Source organism: Streptosporangium heterodermiicola, from assembly GCF_051390675.1.
GTDB lineage: Bacteria > Actinomycetota > Actinomycetes > Streptosporangiales > Streptosporangiaceae > Streptosporangium.
This window is the reverse complement of record NZ_JBPJSR010000008.1, coordinates 220,368-237,974: the sequence shown is the minus strand read 5'-3', so window position 1 is coordinate 237,974 and position 17,607 is coordinate 220,368. Positions and strand designations below refer to the sequence as shown.

Annotated in this window: 19 protein-coding genes; 7 read left to right on the top strand and 12 right to left on the bottom strand. The window is 72.2% G+C overall.

The annotated features are described in order from the left end of the window. Window positions 1-14 precede the first annotated feature (14 nt). A complete protein-coding gene (locus ACSC1Q_RS19570) occupies window positions 15-1,601 on the bottom strand; it encodes a DAK2 domain-containing protein (protein WP_436760136.1) in 1,587 nt (528 codons plus the stop codon). Between the two features lie 353 nt (window positions 1,602-1,954). Between ACSC1Q_RS19570 and rpmB the strand changes: the two genes are divergently transcribed. Further along, window positions 1,955-2,140, top strand: coding sequence for a 50S ribosomal protein L28 (gene rpmB / locus ACSC1Q_RS19565; protein WP_012894387.1), 186 nt, complete (start codon window positions 1,955-1,957; stop codon window positions 2,138-2,140). 209 nt (window positions 2,141-2,349) lie between these two features. On the opposite strand, the gene thiD is transcribed toward rpmB, so the two are convergent. The 3 genes from thiD to ACSC1Q_RS19550 form a co-directional block, all read right to left on the bottom strand. Next, on the bottom strand, window positions 2,350-3,159 hold the full coding sequence (thiD, locus tag ACSC1Q_RS19560) for a bifunctional hydroxymethylpyrimidine kinase/phosphomethylpyrimidine kinase (RefSeq protein ID WP_436760135.1): 810 nt from the start codon (window positions 3,157-3,159) through the stop codon (window positions 2,350-2,352). Between the two features lie 285 nt (window positions 3,160-3,444). Further along, on the bottom strand, window positions 3,445-4,407 hold the full coding sequence (locus tag ACSC1Q_RS19555; protein ID WP_436760134.1) for a hypothetical protein: 963 nt from the start codon (window positions 4,405-4,407) through the stop codon (window positions 3,445-3,447). Window positions 4,408-4,632: 225 nt separating this feature from the next. Next, window positions 4,633-5,589: a thiamine-phosphate kinase gene (locus ACSC1Q_RS19550; RefSeq protein ID WP_436760133.1), complete on the bottom strand. Its 957-nt coding sequence runs from the start codon at window positions 5,587-5,589 to the stop codon at window positions 4,633-4,635. Between the two features lie 51 nt (window positions 5,590-5,640). Between ACSC1Q_RS19550 and ACSC1Q_RS19545 the strand changes: the two genes are divergently transcribed. Continuing rightward, window positions 5,641-5,874: an Lrp/AsnC family transcriptional regulator gene (locus ACSC1Q_RS19545; RefSeq protein ID WP_344749082.1), complete on the top strand. Its 234-nt coding sequence runs from the start codon at window positions 5,641-5,643 to the stop codon at window positions 5,872-5,874. A gap of 119 nt (window positions 5,875-5,993) precedes the next feature. Then, entirely contained in the window at window positions 5,994-6,440 is a 447-nt protein-coding gene (locus ACSC1Q_RS19540; protein ID WP_436760132.1) for a DUF3515 family protein, read from the top strand. Between the two features lie 126 nt (window positions 6,441-6,566). Here the strand turns inward: ACSC1Q_RS19540 and ACSC1Q_RS19535 are convergent, their stop codons facing one another. The 4 genes from ACSC1Q_RS19535 to ACSC1Q_RS19520 form a co-directional block, all read right to left on the bottom strand. Further along, a complete protein-coding gene (locus ACSC1Q_RS19535; RefSeq protein ID WP_436760131.1) occupies window positions 6,567-7,676 on the bottom strand; it encodes a D-alanine--D-alanine ligase family protein in 1,110 nt (369 codons plus the stop codon). A 50-nt stretch (window positions 7,677-7,726) separates the two neighbouring features. Then, entirely contained in the window at window positions 7,727-8,953 is a 1,227-nt protein-coding gene (locus ACSC1Q_RS19530; RefSeq protein WP_436760130.1) for a trans-sulfuration enzyme family protein, read from the bottom strand. A 16-nt stretch (window positions 8,954-8,969) separates the two neighbouring features. Beyond that, on the bottom strand, window positions 8,970-9,980 hold the full coding sequence (locus tag ACSC1Q_RS19525; RefSeq protein ID WP_436760129.1) for an NAD(P)H-dependent glycerol-3-phosphate dehydrogenase: 1,011 nt from the start codon (window positions 9,978-9,980) through the stop codon (window positions 8,970-8,972). Between the two features lie 264 nt (window positions 9,981-10,244). After that, entirely contained in the window at window positions 10,245-10,967 is a 723-nt protein-coding gene (locus ACSC1Q_RS19520; protein WP_436760128.1) for a lysophospholipid acyltransferase family protein, read from the bottom strand. Window positions 10,968-11,046: 79 nt separating this feature from the next. Between ACSC1Q_RS19520 and cofC the strand changes: the two genes are divergently transcribed. Both cofC and ACSC1Q_RS19510 read left to right on the top strand, forming a co-directional pair. Then, window positions 11,047-11,745: a 2-phospho-L-lactate guanylyltransferase gene (cofC, locus tag ACSC1Q_RS19515; RefSeq protein ID WP_436760127.1), complete on the top strand. Its 699-nt coding sequence runs from the start codon at window positions 11,047-11,049 to the stop codon at window positions 11,743-11,745. Between the two features lie 53 nt (window positions 11,746-11,798). Continuing rightward, window positions 11,799-12,002, top strand: coding sequence for a hypothetical protein (locus ACSC1Q_RS19510; protein WP_436760126.1), 204 nt, complete (start codon window positions 11,799-11,801; stop codon window positions 12,000-12,002). Window positions 12,003-12,153: 151 nt separating this feature from the next. Here ACSC1Q_RS19510 and ACSC1Q_RS19505 read toward each other — a convergent pair whose 3' ends face one another. The 4 genes from ACSC1Q_RS19505 to leuC all read right to left on the bottom strand — a co-directional run bounded on the left by ACSC1Q_RS19505 (window position 12,154) and on the right by leuC (window position 14,826). Next, the gene (locus ACSC1Q_RS19505; protein ID WP_350969487.1) at window positions 12,154-12,453 is read right to left on the bottom strand and encodes an HU family DNA-binding protein; all 300 of its coding nucleotides are present in this window, start codon (window positions 12,451-12,453) and stop codon (window positions 12,154-12,156) included. 163 nt (window positions 12,454-12,616) lie between these two features. Further along, window positions 12,617-12,871, bottom strand: a complete 255-nt coding sequence (locus tag ACSC1Q_RS19500; RefSeq protein WP_436760125.1) for an SCO5555 family protein — start codon at window positions 12,869-12,871, stop codon at window positions 12,617-12,619. Further along, the gene (gene leuD, locus ACSC1Q_RS19495) at window positions 12,850-13,437 is read right to left on the bottom strand and encodes a 3-isopropylmalate dehydratase small subunit (RefSeq protein WP_436760124.1); all 588 of its coding nucleotides are present in this window, start codon (window positions 13,435-13,437) and stop codon (window positions 12,850-12,852) included. Before leuD ends, ACSC1Q_RS19500 begins: the two co-directional genes overlap by 22 nt. A 12-nt stretch (window positions 13,438-13,449) precedes the next feature. Further along, complete coding sequence (leuC, locus tag ACSC1Q_RS19490) at window positions 13,450-14,826, bottom strand: 3-isopropylmalate dehydratase large subunit (RefSeq protein ID WP_436760123.1); 1,377 nt, start codon at window positions 14,824-14,826, stop codon at window positions 13,450-13,452. 70 nt (window positions 14,827-14,896) lie between these two features. Here leuC and ACSC1Q_RS19485 point away from each other — a divergent pair, with 70 nt between their 5' ends. Further along, a complete protein-coding gene (locus ACSC1Q_RS19485; protein ID WP_329085241.1) occupies window positions 14,897-15,613 on the top strand; it encodes an IclR family transcriptional regulator in 717 nt (238 codons plus the stop codon). A 199-nt stretch (window positions 15,614-15,812) separates the two neighbouring features. Continuing rightward, the gene (locus ACSC1Q_RS19480; RefSeq protein WP_436760122.1) at window positions 15,813-17,552 is read left to right on the top strand and encodes a hypothetical protein; all 1,740 of its coding nucleotides are present in this window, start codon (window positions 15,813-15,815) and stop codon (window positions 17,550-17,552) included. Window positions 17,553-17,607: the final 55 nt, after the last annotated feature.

Sequence of the window (17,607 nt, the reverse complement as noted above, 5' to 3'; positions counted from 1 at the left end):
CGCCCGGCACCGGCTCATTCCACCCCGATCAGCAGCGGGTAGCCGCCCTGCCCGCCCTCGTACGTGACCACCTCGACGTCCGGCCTGGTCCCGGCCAGATGGTCCTGTACGGCGCGGGCGAGCCCCTCGGGGGCGTCGGCGCCCTCCAGGAGGGTCACCAGCTCGCTGCTGGAGGAGACCATGCGGCGTACGACCTCCAGCGCGGTCGCCGCCAGGTCCGTGCCGATCAGCGCGGCGTCGCCGTCGACCACCCCCAGGACGTCACCGGGGGCGGTCAGGCCCGCGCTCGTCATGACCTCGCGGTCGGCCACCCACACGTGCCCGTGGCGGGTGTGCGCGGCGGCCTCGGTCATGGCCACCACGTCGTCGTCGAAGCGGCGCAGCGGGTCGTGGACGGCCAGCGCCGACAGGCCCTGCACCGAGGCCCTGGTCGGGAGGACGCCGACCACCAGGCCCTCCTCCCTCGCGATCTCCGCGGCGGCGGCCGCGACCTCGCGCGTGTCGCTGTCGTTGGGCAGGACCACGACCTCGGACCCGGCCTCGCGGACGGCGGCGAGCACCGCCGCCAGCGGAGGGCTGGAACCGGGCTCGCGCCGGACGACCACGGCTCCCGCCTCCTCGAACACCGCCGCCAGCGCGGGCCCCGCGGCCACGGCCACCACCCCTCTCCCCCGCGCGACCGGGTGGGTCCTGCCCGAGCCGACCAGGTACGTCACCCTGATCCGGTGCGGGCGGCCCCGCCTCATCGCCGCCTCGATCGCCGCGCCCGCGTCGTCCACGTGGACGTGGACGTTCCACAGGCCGTCCCCGCCCACGACCACCAGCGAGTCGCCGAGCGCGTCGAGCTCCCCGCGCAGCGCGGCGACCTCCTCCTCCCCGGCGTCCAGCAGGTACATGACCTCGTAGCCGGGCCCCTCCCCGCTCTCCCGGGCCTCCCTGGAGGTCTCGGGGACGATCCTGTGCGCGGGGGCGGGGATGTCCACCCGGCCGGTGTAGGAGTCGGTGACGACGGCGGCGAGGCTCTCCAGGATGATCGTCAGGCCCGCCCCGCCCGCGTCGACCACCCCGCCGCGAGCCAGCACGTCGAGCTGCCCCGTGGTACGGCGGAGCGCGGAGCGCGCCTCCCCCGCCGCCCTCCTCGCGACCGAGGCGAGATCCTCCCGGCCGTCGCGCACCGCCGCCGCCACGGCTGTCAGGACGCTCAGGATCGTGCCCTCGACCGGCCTGGACACCGCCGCGCGGGCCAGCTCGGCGGCCCTGACCAGGCCCCGCCCGAGATCGGCGCCGCGCCCCTCGGCCTCCCTGAGCACCTCGGCGAGGCCGCGCAGCGCCTGGCTGACGATCACTCCCGAATTGCCACGGGCGCCGAGCAGCGCCCCCTGCGCGAACGCCCTCCAGGTGGCCTCCGCCCCGGCGTCGTCGGGCAGCCCGTCGAGCGCCTCGGCGGCGGAGAGCATGGTCAGGTGCAGGTTGGTGCCTGTGTCGCCGTCGGGCACGGGGAAGACGTTGAGCGCGTCGATCTCCTCGCGCGCCCTCCCCAGCGTCTCGGCGGCCAGCCGCGACCATCTGCGCACCGCGAGCGGATCGAGAACCTGCAGCATTCCTGCCCTCCTGCCTCCCGGCTCCTGCTCGCCGCTTCCCGGCCACTGTTCGCGCCCGCCGGGCGCCGTCACCGGCCTCCGGGCACCTCCCGGTCTCGTTCCCGGTTCGTCCCCGGGCCCGCTCGCGGCCCGCTCCCGGTCCGTTCTCCGGAGGAGACCCGCCGTGGCGTGTCCCGGAATGCGCTACGGTTGCCTCCGGAGATTATCCCCGTTCGACCGTTCACGGCGGCTCGCGTTCGCGTGCAGGGCCGGACATCGGATATCCTCGTGTGGCCAGCCGGTCGTCCCGGCGTGCCCGATGACCGCCGCCAGTGCGGCGGATCGAGCCTCTCGACTGATTAAAGGAGCGAACCGTGGCTTCCGTCTGCGACGTTTGCGCTAAGAAGCCGACCTTCGGCAACAACGTCTCCCACTCGCACCGCCGCACCCGCCGCCGCTGGAACCCGAACATCCAGCCCGTGCGCGCAGTGGTGAACGGCACGCCGAAGCGGCTGAACGTGTGCACCTCCTGCATCAAGGCCGGCAAGGTCACCCGCTAGCCAGACCTCCACGAAGCCCGCCGTCCCACTCGATGGGGCGGCGGGCTTCGTCGTTCCCCGAGGGCTTTCGGCCCGCCGGGGGGCGCGGTTCGGGAGAACGCCCCCCTCGGGAGACGGCCCCCTTCAGGAGAGCGTTCCGTTCGGGAGGCACGGCTCGGGGGACGCGGTTCAGGAGACGCCGCTCAGGAGACGCCGCTCAAAAACACTGATCAAGAAACACGCCGGCGCCAGGCGTGGTCCACGGGGCCGATGCCCGCCCCCAGGGGGAAGCCGTGCGCGATCGCGCCGGTGACGTACGCCTTCGCCTTCTCCACGGCGGGCGGTACGTCCTCGCCGAGGGCGAGGTAGGACGCGATCGCGGAGGCCAGGGTGCAGCCCGTGCCGTGGGTGTGCCGGTTGTCGTGGCGCTCGGCGGTGAAGCGGAACTCCCGCGTGCCGTCGGTCAGCAGGTCGACCGGGGCACCCGGCAGGTGGCCGCCCTTGACGAGCGCCCACGCGGGCCCGAGTTCCAATATCGCGTCGGCGGCCCGGCGCAGGTCGGTCTCGTCCTCGACCTTCACCCCGGTGAGCTGCAGGACCTCCCACAGGTTGGGGGTGACCACCGTGGCGGTGGGCAGCAGGCGCGTCCTCACCGTCTCCACCGCCTCGGGGGCGAGGAGCGCGTCGCCGTGCTTGGAGACCCCGACGGGATCGACCACGACGGGCACGTCCAGCCCCGCCAGGACCTCGGCCACCGTCTCCACCAGTATCGGCGAGGCGAGCATCCCGGTCTTGACCGCCTGGGCCCCGATGTCACCGAGCACCGAGTCGAGCTGGGCCCGTACCGCCTCCGGGGGGAGCTCCCAGTAGCCCTGCACGCCGACCGAGTTCTGCGCGGTCACCGCGGCGATCACGCTCATGCCGTGCACGCCGAGGGCGAGCATGGTCTTCAGGTCGGCCTGGACACCCGCGCCGCCTCCGGAGTCGGAGCCGGCGACGGTCAGCACGCGAGGGGGGGTCGAAACGGTCATGTTCCCCATCCAACCAGCCCCTCTCCGGCCCGCGAAGCGCTCCCCCGGCTTCCCGCAGTTCCCTGACGCCGGGCCTCCCGTCCCGCTCCCGTAAACCGGAACGGCCTCCCGTCCCGCTCCCGCGAACCGGAACGGCTGCCCTTCGCGCCCCTGTGAACCGGAACGGCCTCCCGCCCCGCTTCCGTGAACCGGAACGCCCGCCCCGCCCTCCCGGACCGGAGCGGCTTCCCGGCCGGTCCCCGACCGGCTCCCGGCCTGAGCGGTCCGGCCGGTTCCGTCGTGATGACGCGCCGGTCAGGCGACGGCGCACTCTCCCTGGTCGCTCCGGCAGCTCCTCGGGACCTCCGCGTCACCGTTCGCGGTGAAGGTGACCCGGAGCTCCTCGCCGGCCCCCAGGCCCTCCGGGGACTCGATCAGCAGGCTGTCGCCGACCTGCTCCCAGTCGGCTCCGCTCACCGCGGTGACCTCCCCGCTGACCGGCACGCTCACCTGGAGGCGCTCGACGTTCTCGCTCGCGGCGACCACGAGCTCGACGGTGTAGCTTCGCGACCTGTCCCTCACGACGTCCGCGTCGACCGTGATCGCGGCGCCCCCGGCGAGCGGGGCGGCGCTGGAGGCCGTCTCGCTGGGCACGGGGTCGGGACCGGCGCTGCTCAGGGGCTCCCCGGTGGCCGGCGTCCGGTCACCGACGACGAGGGGCTCCTGGGTGAGGCTGGGCGAGGGCTCGTCGGTCGGCTCGTCGGAGGACGACGGCTCGTCGGTGTCCAACGGCGCGCGGGTGGCCTTCCTCGTCGGGGTGGGCCGGGGGGTGGAGGTTCCCCCGCCTCCGCCACGGGTGGAGGTGCGTTCGGGGGCCGGCGTGGATCTCGCCCTCCCGTCACCCGGCTTCGGCGTCTTGTCGCCCGCCTCCGAGGGCTCGTCCTCCGGCGCCGGTTCCTCCGAGGGCTCCTCCGCCACGGGCTCGTCGGCGGTGTCGTCCTCCGGCACCGGCTGGTTCGACGCCGCCGCGACGCAACCGGCGGGCGGGCAGTCGGCGGGGCTCCCCGAGCCGGCCAGCGCCCGGACCCCGACCACGGTCCCGCCGAGCACCACGGCCACCGCGGCGACGATCAGCACCGTCTTCCTGATCCGCCCGCCGGGCCGCTCCTCGTCATCGGGCCACGGGTCGAACGCGGGGGAGGCGTCGGACGAACCGGACAGCTCGGGCTCCGAGCTCCATCCCGACCCCAGGAAACCCGTCCGGGTCTCGGTCGCCACCGACTCCTCGGGACGGAGCCGGCGCCCGATCGGCTCGTCCGCCCAGCCTGGTTCCGGAGCGAACTCCGGCTCGCGTTTACCCCGGTTCGGGGAAGCCTCTTCCCCGTTTCCACCGTGGCGGCCCATATGGCCCCTTTCTCGAAGGGAATCTCGACCGCCCATCTTCATACCAGTTAGATAAACGTTTGTCGCAATTTTCACAGATGTCGCAGGAAGTGGTAAGTGTCACTCCCGGAAGTGATCCCAGCCTCCGTGGCCGAGTAAAAGGCCCTTGACCTGCACACCTTCGCCCTCGATGACGTGACCCACCACGTTCCAGCCCTCCGGGAGCCGTACGTGGGCCGGGAAGGTCGCGGCGAGCGCGTGGTCGTCGCCGCCGGAGAGTACCCAGTCCAGTGGATCGACGCCGAGCAGCCGGGCGGCCTCGCGCATCACCGGCGGAGGGGTGAACGCCTCCGGGTCGAGGACGAGCGCGACCCCGGCCGCCTCGGCCACGTGGCCGAGATCCTGGAGCAGGCCGTCGCTCACGTCGAGCATGGCCGTCGCGCCGAGCCCGGCGGCCTCCGGGCCACGCGCGTAGGGAGGGCACGGGCGGCGGTGGGCGTCGATCAGCTCCACCGGCCCGGCCAGGCCCGCGCGGAGCAGCGCGAGCCCGGCGGCGGCGTGCCCGAGGCGGCCCGTGAAGGCGACCACGTCGCCGGGACGGGCTCCCGACCGCGTGACGGGCGCCCGGCCGCCCAGGTCGCCCAGAGCGGTCACGGAGACCACGACGAGGTCGCAGCGGGTGATGTCGCCGCCCGCCACGCTCGCCCCGACGAGGTCGCACTCGTCGCGGAAGCCGTCGGTGAGGTCGTCCAGCCAGCCGGTGGTGACGTCGGCGGGCATCCCGAGGCCGACCACGAGGCCGGTGGGGCCGGCCCCCATCGCCACGACGTCGGAGAGATTCTGCGCCGCGGCCTTGCGGCCGATGTCGTAGCCACTGGACCAATCGCGCCGGAAGTGCCTACCCTCAATCAACAGGTCAGTCGTCACGACGACCCGCCCGTCGGGAGCGCTCACCACCGCGGCGTCGTCCCCGGGACCGAGCAGTACGGTCCCACCTTGCGACAAACGTCCGGCAATACGTGCAACAACCCCGAATTCGCCGAGATCTCCGACTGTGATGGCACACCTCCTGTTCATCACAGGGTACGGTGGCCCTTCGGCACTGATCCAATCGCCCGGGAGGTCGTTATGGTGCAGGCCTATATCCTCATCCAGACCGAGGTCGGCAAGGCCGCGAACGTGGCTTCGGCGATCTCCGGCATCTCGGGTGTCACCCAGGCCGAGGACGTCACCGGACCGTACGACGTGATCGTGCGCGCCGAGGCCCGGAACGTCGACGAGCTGGGGAAGCTCGTGGTGGCGCAGATCCAGGGTGTGGAGGGGATCACGCGCACGCTGACGTGTCCCATCGTGCACATCTGAGGCCACCCGCGAGGCCACACCGAGCCCGCGTGTGAGTCCACGGCCGAGCCCGCGTACGGGTTCGGGCCGGGACTCGCGGCCGGGTCCCCGAATCCGCATCCGATCGTCTGGAACGTGACATGCCACTGCGGTCCGCCCGCCTGGCGGGGGGCGCCTGCGCCCTGCTGATCCTGGCGGGGTGCGGCGGCGCCGTCCGGGTCGAGCCGCCGGTCCCCGGGGGGCCCGCCGCCGCCGCGTGCCGGGTGCTCGCCGAACGGCTCCCGGGAAAACTCGACGGCGCGGACCGTACGGAGTCCACGCCCGCCTCCCCCTACGTCGCCGTGTGGGGGGAGGCGCGCATCGCCCTGCGCTGCGGGGTGCCACGGCCGGTGACGATGTCACCGACCGACCAGGTGCCCGAGATCGACGGGGTGGCGTGGTACGCCGACCCGGCCAGGCCGACGCTGTTCACCGCGATCGGCAGGGAGGCCTACGTCGAGGTGACGATCGCGCGGGAGCACGTCCCGCAGAACGTGCTGGTCGATCTCGCGATCCCCATCAAGAGCGCCCTGCCGCAGACCGGCTGAGCGCCCGCGTCAAGAGCGCTCTGCCTCGGACCGGCTGGGCGTCCGTACCAGGAGCGCTCCGCCTCGGACCTGCCGGGTCTCCGTCAAGGGCGCCCCGGACCTTCCGGGCGGCCCGCGTCGAGAGCCCTACCGCAGGCCGGGTGAGCGTCCGAGCGCGAGCTGGATCAGCCGGTCGACCAGCTCGGCGTAGGGCACCCCGGTGGCGGCCCACAGCTGCGGCGCCACCGACATCGCGGTGAAGCCCGGCATGGTGTTGATCTCGTTGACGATCAGCCGTCCGTCGGGGGTGTAGAAGAAGTCGACCCGTGACAGGCCCTCGCAGCCCAGCGCCTCGAAGGCGCGGACGGCCATCGCCCGCAGCTGCTCGACCGTCTCCTGGGGGATGTCGGCGGGCACGGACAGGGACATGTCGCTTCCGATGTACTTGGCCTCGAAGTCGAAGAACTCGTGGTCTCCGTGGACCAGCACCTCGCCGGGCAGACTCGCCCTGGGCGCCTCGTCGCCCGGCGACTCCAGCACCGCGCACTCGATCTCGCGGCCCGTGACGGCGGCCTCGACGAGCACCTTGGGGTCGTGCTCGCGGGCGAACTCGATGGCCCGCTCCAGCTCCTCCAGGGTGGCGGCCTTGGAGATGCCCTGGCTGGACCCGGCGCGCGCGGGCTTGACGAAGACCGGCCAGCCGAGCTCCTGGACCTCCTTGAGGACCCGGCCCCGGTCGGTCCGCCAGTCGCGGTCACGGATCGTGACGTACGGGCCGACGGGCAGTCCGGCGGCGGCGAGGACCAGCTTCATGTACGACTTGTCCATGCCGACCGAGCTGGCCAGCACCCCGGAGCCGACGTAGCGGACCCCGGCCATCTCCAGCAGTCCCTGGATCGTGCCGTCCTCGGCGAAGGGGCCGTGCATGACGGGGAAGACGACGTCGACCTGGCCGAGCTCGACGGGGATGCTGCCGGGGTCGTACGCCACCAGCGAGCCGCCGCCGGACGCCAGCGCCAGCGTCGCGCCCGCCGCGTCGACGGCGGGCAGCTCACCGCTCTCGATCTCGTATCGCTGCTCCCCCGAGGCGAGCACCCATCGGCCGTCCGTGGCGATCCCGATGGGGACCACCTCGTACTTGGACCTGTCGATGGCCCCCAGCACGCTTCCCGCCCCGAGAATGGAGACGGCGTGCTCGGAATTGCGACCGCCGAAGACGACGGCGACCCTCGGTAGAGGTTCGTGCTGCTCACTCATGATGACCGAATGTACCCCCTGTTAGGGGGCAATCCGGCTGTTAGACGCGCCTACCTACCCGATGCGGGTAGTGAGTCGAGGGCCTGGGTGACGTCCATGATGAGATCCTCGGCGTCCTCCAGCCCGACCGAGAACCTGACCGCCGCCGCGTCGACCCCCGATCCCTCGCCGAGCCGCCGATGGGTGGCCGAGGCCACGTGCGCGGCCTTGGTACGGGTCCCCCCGGCGGAGGTGGCGATCGAGACGAGCTTGAGCGCGTCGGCCAGGGCCACCCCCGCGTCGTAGCCGCCACGCGGGGTGACCGTGACGCAGGCGCCGTATCTCGTGCCCTCGGGACCGGAGTCGAACAGGTGCCTGGCGAGCTGGTGGCCGGGGTGTCCCGGCAGTCCCGGGTAGTCGACCCGGCGTACGGCGGGATGCTTGGCCACCGCGGCGGCGAAGACCATCGCGGTGGAGCACATCCGGCGGACCCGCAGCGGCAGGGTCTCCAGCCCCCGGCGGAGCAGGAACGCGTCGTCGGGAGAGAGGGTTCCTCCGGTGTCGATCCTGACCTCGCGCAGCTGGGCGATCAGGTCGGGGCGGCCGACCGCCACGCCCCCGGCGCAGTCGTCGTGACCGCCGAGATACTTGGTCGCGGAGTGGATCACCAGGTCGGCGCCGTGTTCGAGGGGGCGGCACACGATCGGGGTGGCGAAGGTCGAGTCGACCACCAGCAGCGCCCCCGCGGCGCGGGCGATCCGGTAGAGGCCCCGGATGTCGGAGACGGCCATGGTGGGGTTGGACAGCGTCTCCGCGTAGATGATCTTTGTGTTGGGCTTGATCGCCGCCTGCACCCCGGCCAGCTCGCCGTGGCCGACGAAGTCCGCGCCGACCCCGAACCTGGCCAGCACGTTCGTGATCAGCGAGTGGGTCCCGCCGTACAGCGGGGTGGGGGCCACGATGTGCGCGCCCGCGCGCAGGAACGTCATCAGGACGGCGTTGACGGCGGCCATCCCCGAGGCGAACGCCTGCCCCGCCACGTCCTCGGGCGCCGCGGCGCCCTCCAGGGAGGCCACCGCCGCGGCGAAGGCGGCGGTGGTGGGGTTGTCGATCCGGCCGTACGCGTAGCCGGAGCTCTTCTCGTCGAACACCTCTGCGTACTCGGCGGAGTCGCCGAAGCCCCAGGCGGAACTGCGCCACACGGGAAGGCCGAGGGGCGGCTGCCGGGGCGCCTCCGGAGCGGGCAGGTGCACCGACCGGGTGTTCTCGCCCTTGCGCCTGCGCATCCGTCTGTTCATCGACCACGCTGTCCGTTCACAGGCCGTACCGTTCCGGCTTGGGGGTCCGTGACATCAGGAGCACCCCGGCCTCGCTGGGGGGCATCGCGTCGTGGACGACGGCCACCACCACCTCGGTGATCGGCATCTCCACGTCGTGCTTTCTGGCCAGTTCGAGCACCGACTCGCAGGATTTGACCCCCTCGGCGGTCTGTTTCGTCGCGGCGATGACCTCGTCCAGCGTCATACCTCGCCCGAGATTCTCCCCGAAAGTACGGTTCCGCGACAATGGGGACACGCAGGTCGCCACAAGATCGCCCATACCCGCGAGTCCCGCGAAGGTGTGCGGGTCGGCGCCGAGCACCGCGCCCAGCCGGGAGATCTCGGCCAGCCCGCGCGTCATGAGCATCGCCCCGACGTTGTCGCCGAGCCCCATCCCCGCCGAGATGCCGACCGCCAGGGCGATCACGTTCTTGACGGCCCCGCCGAGCTCGACCCCGATGACGTCGGGGTTGGTGTACGGGCGGAACCAGGGCGGCAGGTAGCAGGCCGCCTGGAGCCGCTCCATCGCCCGCTCGTCCGTGCAGGCGACCACGGTGGCGGCCGGCTGGCCCCGGACGATCTCACCGGCCAGGTTGGGGCCCGACACCACCGCGACCCGCTCCTGGGGCACCTCGGCGACCTCGCAGATCACCTCGCTCATCCGCTTGGTGGTGCCCAGCTCGATGCCCTTCATCAGGCTGACCAGCACCGCGTCGGGCGGCAGGTGCGGCTTCCAGCGGGTCAGGTTCTCCCTCAGGGTCTGGGAGGGCACCGCGAGCACCACGAAGTCGGCGTCTTCGAGGGCCTCGGCGGGGTCGGTCGTCGCGCGCAGCGTCTCGGGCAGCACCGCGCCCGGCAGGTAGTCGGGGTTCTCGTGCCGCCTGTCGATCGCCTCGACGATCTCCGGACTGCGTCCCCACAGCGTCGTCTCGGTGCCCACCCGGGCGAGGATCATGCCGAAGGTCGTCCCCCACGAGCCCGTGCCGAACACGGCCGCCTTGGTCATCGGTTCTCCTCGGGCCTGGGAACCCCCGCCTCGGGGCGGGGGAGAGAACGCGGCGCGGTACCGCGCCCGGCGTCGGCGGCGCGGGTGTGGCCGGCGGCCTCCTCGCCGCCTGGCCGGCGGAGAGGCGGGACGCCTGTGGGACTGCTGTGGAACCTCAAGGGATTTCTCCTGGCGGGCGACCGGCGGTGAATCAGGAACTCTCACGGGCGACCGTGGGAATCCCCTCCCTTCGGGGAGGGGAGGTGTCAACACCGTACGCCGAAGTCAGTTGTCGGACGGTCGCCTGAACGGCGTCTCGGGGGCCTTCTCCCCGCGGATCTCGGCCAGCTGGGCCGTGATGGCCGCCATGATGTCGGCGGTCGCCTCGCGCAGGACGTCGGCGGAGACGGGCTCTCCCTCGTGTCCCGCGTACTTCGACAGGTCGACCGGCGGTCCCGTCCGCACGCGGAAGGTCTTGCGCGGCAGCAGGCGGGGCCTCCTGGCGCCGTACGGCAGGATCTCCTGGGCTCCCCAGTGGGCGACGGGGATCACCGTCGCGCCGGTGGCCAGCGCGAGCCTGGCCGCGCCGGTCTTGCCCTCCATCGGCCAGAACTCCGGGTCGCGGGTGCAGGTGCCCTCCGGGTAGAACATCACGCACGCCCCGGCGGCGAGCCGCCGCCGCGACTCCTCCAGCGAGCGCGCCGCGTCGGAGCTTCCCCGGTAGACGGGGATGGCCTGCAGCGCCCTCACCAGGGGGCCGACCAGCGGCACCGAGAAGAGACCCGACTTGGCGAGGATCACCGGCCAGCGGCCGTGGTTGTAGAGGAAGTGCGCGACGAGGATGGGGTCCAGCCACGACAGGTGGTTGGTCACCATGATGATCCCGCCCGTCCGGGGGAGGCGGTCGCTGTGCCGCCAGTCCTTCTTGACCAGGAGCCACGAGATCGGCTTGACGATCGTGACGGCGAAGGCCACCCAGAATCGCGAAGGCCATCCGGGGCGTCTCATGGGCTCCTCCATATGAGCGGGATGCGCCCCAAGTCTCCCGGTTGGCTCCCGGGGATGTCGAGGCGAGATGCTTAAGGCTATGTCTGCTTCGGAAAGCTCCGGCTGGACCCTCGTCGTCCCGGTCAAGACGCTGGTCGCCGCCAAGACCCGTCTGTCGGCCGCGGCGGGCCCGCACCGGGCCGCGCTGGCCGTGGCGATCGCCTGCGACACCGTCGAGGCGGCGCTGAGCTGCGCGCTCGTCGCGCGGGTGGTCGTGGTGACGGGCGATCCGGTGGCCGCGAAGGCGCTCGGCGAGGTCGGCGCGCACGTGGTCGGCGACCCGGAGGAGGGGCTGAACGCCGCCCTGCGGCACGGCGCCCGCGAGGCGGTGCGGCTGGCGCCCGGCGACCCCGTCGGCGCCCTCCAGGCCGACCTCCCCGCCCTCCGCCCGGCGGAACTGGCCCGCGTGCTGACCGCCGCCGCGGAGTTCGGCCAGATGTTCCTGCCCGACGCCGCCGAGATCGGCACGACCTTCTACGGCGTACGGCCGGGGGTGCCGTTCACGCCGGGGTTCGGCGGCGAGTCGCGGGACCGGCACCTGCGGCGCGGCGCCAAGGAGCTCTGTGTGGACGGGGTGGAGTCGGTCCGCCACGACGTGGACACCCCGGACGACCTGCGCCTGGCGCTGACCCTCGGCGTCGGCCACCGCACACTGGCGATGGCGAGAAAAATCTCGGCGTCCAGCCCGGACCGGTCGAGCCCGGAGGGGGGCGAGTCCCGGGGAACGGATCGCGGATGAGGCGGGCGCCGTGGGCGGGGGACGGGCGCCCGGACGGGAGTTAGGCTGGGCGGGTGCAGGCGACGGTGCGCATCTTCGACCCGGCGACCCGGTCGGGGTCGGTCTTCCTGGACGACGGGACCGAGATCCCGTTCGGGGCGGCGGCGTTCGACGCGGGGCCGCTGCGGCTGCTCAGGTCCGGCCAGCGGGTCAACATCGTCATGGACGGCGACGACGTCACCTACGTCACCCTCTCGACCTTCCCCGTTCCCGGATAGACGGCCCCGGACAGACGGTCCTGGACGGCCCCGGACGGACGGGCCGACGGTCCCGGAAGGCGGCCCCGGACGGACGGTCCCGGAAGGCGGCGCCGGGAAAGCCGGACGCCCGGCCTCCCGTCGCGGGAGTCCGGGCGCCTGTGCCCGAGGCCTACCTCTTCTTGGACGCCTTCTTGCCGCCGGTGTTGACGAGTTCCTTGAAGTCGGAACCCGGCCGGAACTTCGGCCCCCAGCTCTCGGCGACGCGAATCTCGGCCCCCGTCGAAGGGTTGCGGGCGGTGCGGGCCGGCTTGTGCACCATCTCGAAAGCACCGAACCCCGTGATCGAGACCTTGTCGCCACTCGCGACGGCGGTCTGGATGGCGTCGAGCACCGCGTTCACGGCCTCGGTGGCCGTCTTCTTGTCGCCCACCCGATCCGCGATGGCGTCGACGAGTTCCTTTTTGTTCATAAGGTTGCTCCCCCTGCTTACCGATGTCCGGGAGTGGGTCACGAGGCAGAAAACCCGTCTCACCCGATTTGTCACGGCGAGGGGTCTCATCACAGATCTCTCATCAACGATCACGATGAGAAACCCCTTGCCCGCTTGAAATTAGGGGACGGAGCCGTATGACTCAATCACCTTCCGCAATGTTTCCAGTGCTTGGCGTATCTGAAACCACGACATCAATACCGAGAAGGAACAAATCAAGACGCCCGGCGGCGTGTTCGAGGTCGCGTTTGGCCAAATCGCAGATGGCCAGAAGGCGCCGGGCGAGACGTTTTCTCTCCTCGGCGGGGACGGGCAGGGACCGGACGCGGCGGTGCGCCTCGCGCAACCGCCACGCCAGCTCGTGTTCTGAACTCGTCAGACGGTCGTCGGCAGCCATGGCTGCCGACCATTCTCGTATGCCCCTATGGCGTCGGCGTTGCGCAGGGTCAGCCCGATGTCGTCCAGGCCCTCCGTGAGCCGCCAGCGCGTGTAGTCGTCGATCTCGAACGCGGCGATCTCGGCGCCCCAGCGGACCTGGCGTTCTCCCAGGTCGACGGTGATCTCCAGGGTGGGGTTCGCCTCCACCGCGGCCTGCAGGACCTCGACGGTCTCGCCCGGGAGGACGACCGGGAGCAGACCCATCTTGGTGGAGTTATTACGGAAGATGTCCCCGAAGCGGGCCGCGATCACGACGCGGAAACCGTACTGCTGCAGGGCCCAGACCGCGTGCTCGCGGGAGGAGCCGGTGCCGAAGTCGGGTCCGGCGAGCAGGATCGTGGCGCCCTCGTGGGCCGGGTCGTTCAGCACGAAACCGGGGTCCTCGCGCCAGGCGGAGAACAGGCCCTTCTCGAAACCGGTCCGGCTGACCTGCTTGAGCCAGACGGCGGGGATGATCTGGTCGGTGTCGACGTTGCTGCGGCGCAGCGGCACGGCCCGGCCGGTGTGGGTGACGAACGCTTCCATCGCGAGGACTCCTTACAGGTCGGCGGGCGCGGTGAGTTTGCCGGTGACGGCGGTCGCGGCGGCGACCTGCGGGGACACGAGGTGCGTACGGCCGCCCTTGCCCTGGCGTCCCTCGAAGTTGCGGTTGGAGGTCGAGGCGCTGCGCTCGCCGGGGGCGAGGGTGTCGGGGTTCATGCCCAGGCACATGGAACAGCCGGCCTCGCGCCACTCGGCGCCCGCCTCCTTGAAGACCTCGTGCAGCCCCTCCTGCTCGGCCTGGAGCTTGACCAGCATCGAGCCGGGCACGATCAGCGTCCGCGTGACGACCCGGCGCCCGCGCAGCACGTCGGCCGCGGCCCGCAGGTCCTCCAGGCGCCCGTTGGTGCAGGAGCCCACGAAGACCGTGTCGACCTGGACCTCGCGGAGCGGGGTGCCGGCCGTCAGGCCCATGTACTCCAGGGCGCGGGCGGCGGCGGCCGGGTCGTCGGTGTCCTCGGGACGCGGCACGGACGTCCCCAGCGGGGCGCCCTGGCCGGGGTTGGTGCCCCAGGTGACGAACGGGGTCAGCGTCGAGGCGTCGATCTCCACGACGGTGTCGAAGGCGGCGTCCTCGTCGGTCACCAGCGACTTCCAGTACGCGACCGCGGCGTCCCAGTCGGCGCCGGACGGAGCGTGGGGGCGGCCCTTGAGGTATTCGAAGGTGGTCTCGTCCGGGGCGATCAGGCCCGCGCGGGCGCCCGCCTCGATGGACATGTTGCAAACGGTCATCCGGCCCTCCATGGAGAGCTTGCGGATGGCCTCGCCGCGGTACTCGACGATGTATCCCTGGCCGCCGCCGGTGCCGATCTTGGCGATGATCGCCAGGATCAGGTCCTTCGCCGTGACGCCGGGCGGCAGCTCGCCGGAGACCTCGATGGCCATCGTCCTCGGCCGGTAGGCGGGCAGCGTCTGCGTGGCCAGCACGTGCTCGACCTCGGAGGTGCCGATGCCGAACGCGATGCCGCCGAAGGCGCCGTGGGTGGAGGTGTGAGAATCGCCACACACGATCGTCATGCCCGGCTGGGTCAGGCCGAACTGCGGGCCGATGATGTGGACCACGCCCTGGCCCGCGTCGCCCATCGGATAGAGCCTGACACCGAACTCCGCGCAGTTCTTGCGCAGCGTCTCGACCTGCACCCGCGACACCGGGTCGTTGATCGGCCCGCGTACGGTCGGGACGTTGTGGTCCTCGGTGGCGATGGTGAGCTCGGGGCGCCGGATGGGGCGGCCGGCCAGGCGCAGGCCGTCGAACGCCTGCGGGCTCGTGACCTCGTGAATGAGGTGCAGGTCGATGTAGAGCAGGTCGGGTTCTCCTTCAGCGCGTCGCACGACGTGCTGCTCCCATACCTTCTCCGCGAGCGTGCGGCCCATGTCGCCTCCTTGCGATCGGCTGTCCCACTCCCACTTGCTTTCTCATATGTCGAGACGGCAGTATCGGTGTATGGACAACTCTAGCGGAGTCGGCGTACTCGACAAGGCCGTCCTCGTGCTCAATGCCCTCGAAGCAGGTCCGGCGTCCCTCGCGCAGCTCGTTCAGGCCACCGGCCTGGCACGGCCCACGGCCCACCGGCTGGCCGTCGCGCTGGAGCACCACAGGATCGTCTCCCGCGACACACAGGGCCGGTTCGTGCTGGGTCCACGCCTGTCCGAGTTGTCCACGGCCGCCGGCGAGGACCGGCTGCTCGCCGTCGCCTCCCCGGTCCTCACCCAGCTCAGGGACCTGACCGGGGAGAGCGCGCAGCTCTACCGCCGCCAGGGCGACGAGCGGGTCTGCGTCGCCGCCGCCGAGCGCGCCAGCGGGCTGCGCGACACCGTGCCGGTCGGCTCGGCGCTGCCGATGCTCGCCGGTTCCGCGGCGCAGATCCTGCTCGCCTGGGAGGAGCCCGACCGCCTGCACCGGGGCCTGCGCGGGGCCAAGTTCACCGCGGCCACGCTGGCGAGCGTACGGCGCAGGGGCTGGGCGCACAGCGTCGGCGAGCGCGAGCAGGGCGTGGCCAGCGTCTCGGCGCCGATCAGGGGCGCGGGCGGCAAGGTGGTCGCCGCCGTGTCGGTCTCCGGCCCGATCGAGCGCCTGACCCGCACCCCCGGCCGCCTGCACGCCGCCCCCGTGGTCACCGCCGCCGAGCGGATCACCGAATCGATGCGCCGCGCCAACTGAGGACCGGCGACGGGCCCGCGACGGCCCGGCCGAGGCCCGGCTGGGGATCGACTGGAGGACCGGCCGAGGGTCGGCTGACAGCGAACGTACACGCCGAGGCGGCCGGATCACCTGACCGGAGGGCCGTGGCGGTTGACACCGGCCCACCGGAGGGCGATATGAGGAGGCGAGCACCCCTCCGGCCCCCTAGGCTGGGAAGGTGACAGATCGCATCGAGGCAGCCGCGGCTGAACTGCGTCCCCTGCTCCAAAACTTCATCCTCTGGGCGCGTGAGAACGCACCCGGCAGCGATTCCAATCTGGTCGGCTCTGTCGCGCTCTGGCACCGCCTGATCGCCTCCGACGACGTCGGCCGGTGGAAGCAGTCCGACCTGCGCACGGTGCTCCTCGACCGGATGCCACAGGTCGTCGAGGACCCCGACGCGGCCGCCGACGGCATGGTGCCCGCGATCCGCGCCTACCTGACCTTCCTGTCGGAGTCCGACCACCTGGCCAAGGGCTCCGCCTCGCTGGGCGACCTGCTCGCCGAGCTCGACCGCCTTGAGGACGACTTCGTCGACGCCATGGAGGATCTCGTCGTCGAGGACGACGAGGACGAGGAGTACGACGAGGAGGAGTCCGAGGGGCTCGGTGACTTCGAGCCGTTCGCCGACGAGCTCTCCGAGCTGCCGACGATCCGGCTCCGCCCGGACAGCGAGCTGGCCGCGGCCACCCGCGGGACGACCCTGATCGCCAAGGCCCGCGACCTCGCGGTCTGGGTCGGGACCGAGCGCCGGGTGGGCGAGACGAGCCTGCTCGACGACGCCGAGATCGTCGAGGCCCTGGCGGTCCTGAAGCTCCCGGTCCCCGAGAAGGGCGGCGCGTCGCTGGCCGACTCCGTCCCCGCCCTCTGGAACATCTGGAACCTCGCGATCGACCTCGACTTCCTCCAGCCCGAGGGGGAGGACACGGTCAGCGTCGACGCCGACACCGCGGAGTGGCCCTTCGAGGAGGACGACGACGCCCTCGACGCGTGGATGGCGGGCCTGCACTCCATCGACTACGGCGACCCCGAGCTGGAGGACGAGGAGGCCACGATCGCCCTGTCCGGGCTGACCAGGGCGCTGCTGGTCCGGGTGCTGCTCGCGACGGGCTCGAAGCCGCTGGCCGAGCTCCGCACCGAGCTGGCCGAGGCCGCCGCCGAGTACGACGACCTGGGCACCGAGGCCTGGTCCGCCGCCACCGCGCAGTACGGCGACCCGCTCAACCCCGTGCTCGACTGGCTCGCCGGATACGGCATGGTCGAGGTGGAGCACGACCAGGTGCGGCTGACGCCGCTCGGCATGGAGGGCGTGGTCCACCTCGTGGACGACGCCGACATCGAGCTGGACGCCCGGCCCGCCATCGACGCGATGACGGCCCTCGACCTGCTCTCCTTCGGCGCCGAGCTTCCCGAGGAGGAGGCGGACGCCGAGTTCGCGGCCTGGATGGAGCTGCGCGCCCCCGAGCAGGCCGCCAGGGACCTGCTGGAGGCCGCCGCTGAGGACGACGCGGACGCGCTGATCCGGGTCCAGGCGGCCAGCATGGTCGGCTCGCTCGGCGACGTGGCCGTGCCCGCGTGGCGAGAGGCCCTCGACGAGCCGTCCCTGCGGCCGTACGCGGCCACCCACCTGGCCCAGCTGGGCGTCGAGGACGCCCCCACGCCCACCCAGGCCGACACCCACTGGCTCATCCTCGACATGCTGACCATCTCCGCCGGTCTCGGCCGCCCGGAGTTCGTCAGCAGCCTCGACGACATCGGCAACGTCCCGAACCTGGTCAGCCTGCTCGAAGTGATCTGGAAGGTGCCGCACCCGCACCTTGAGGAGCTGCTGGAGGCGATCGGCAAGGCCCACCCCGACAAGCAGGTGGGCAAGGCCGCCAAGCGGGCCCTTTTCAAGGCCCGCTCGGGACAGAACTAGCCCTCCGGTCCCGCCCCGGAGCCCGGACGACCGGCTCCGGAGCGGGACCCGGCCT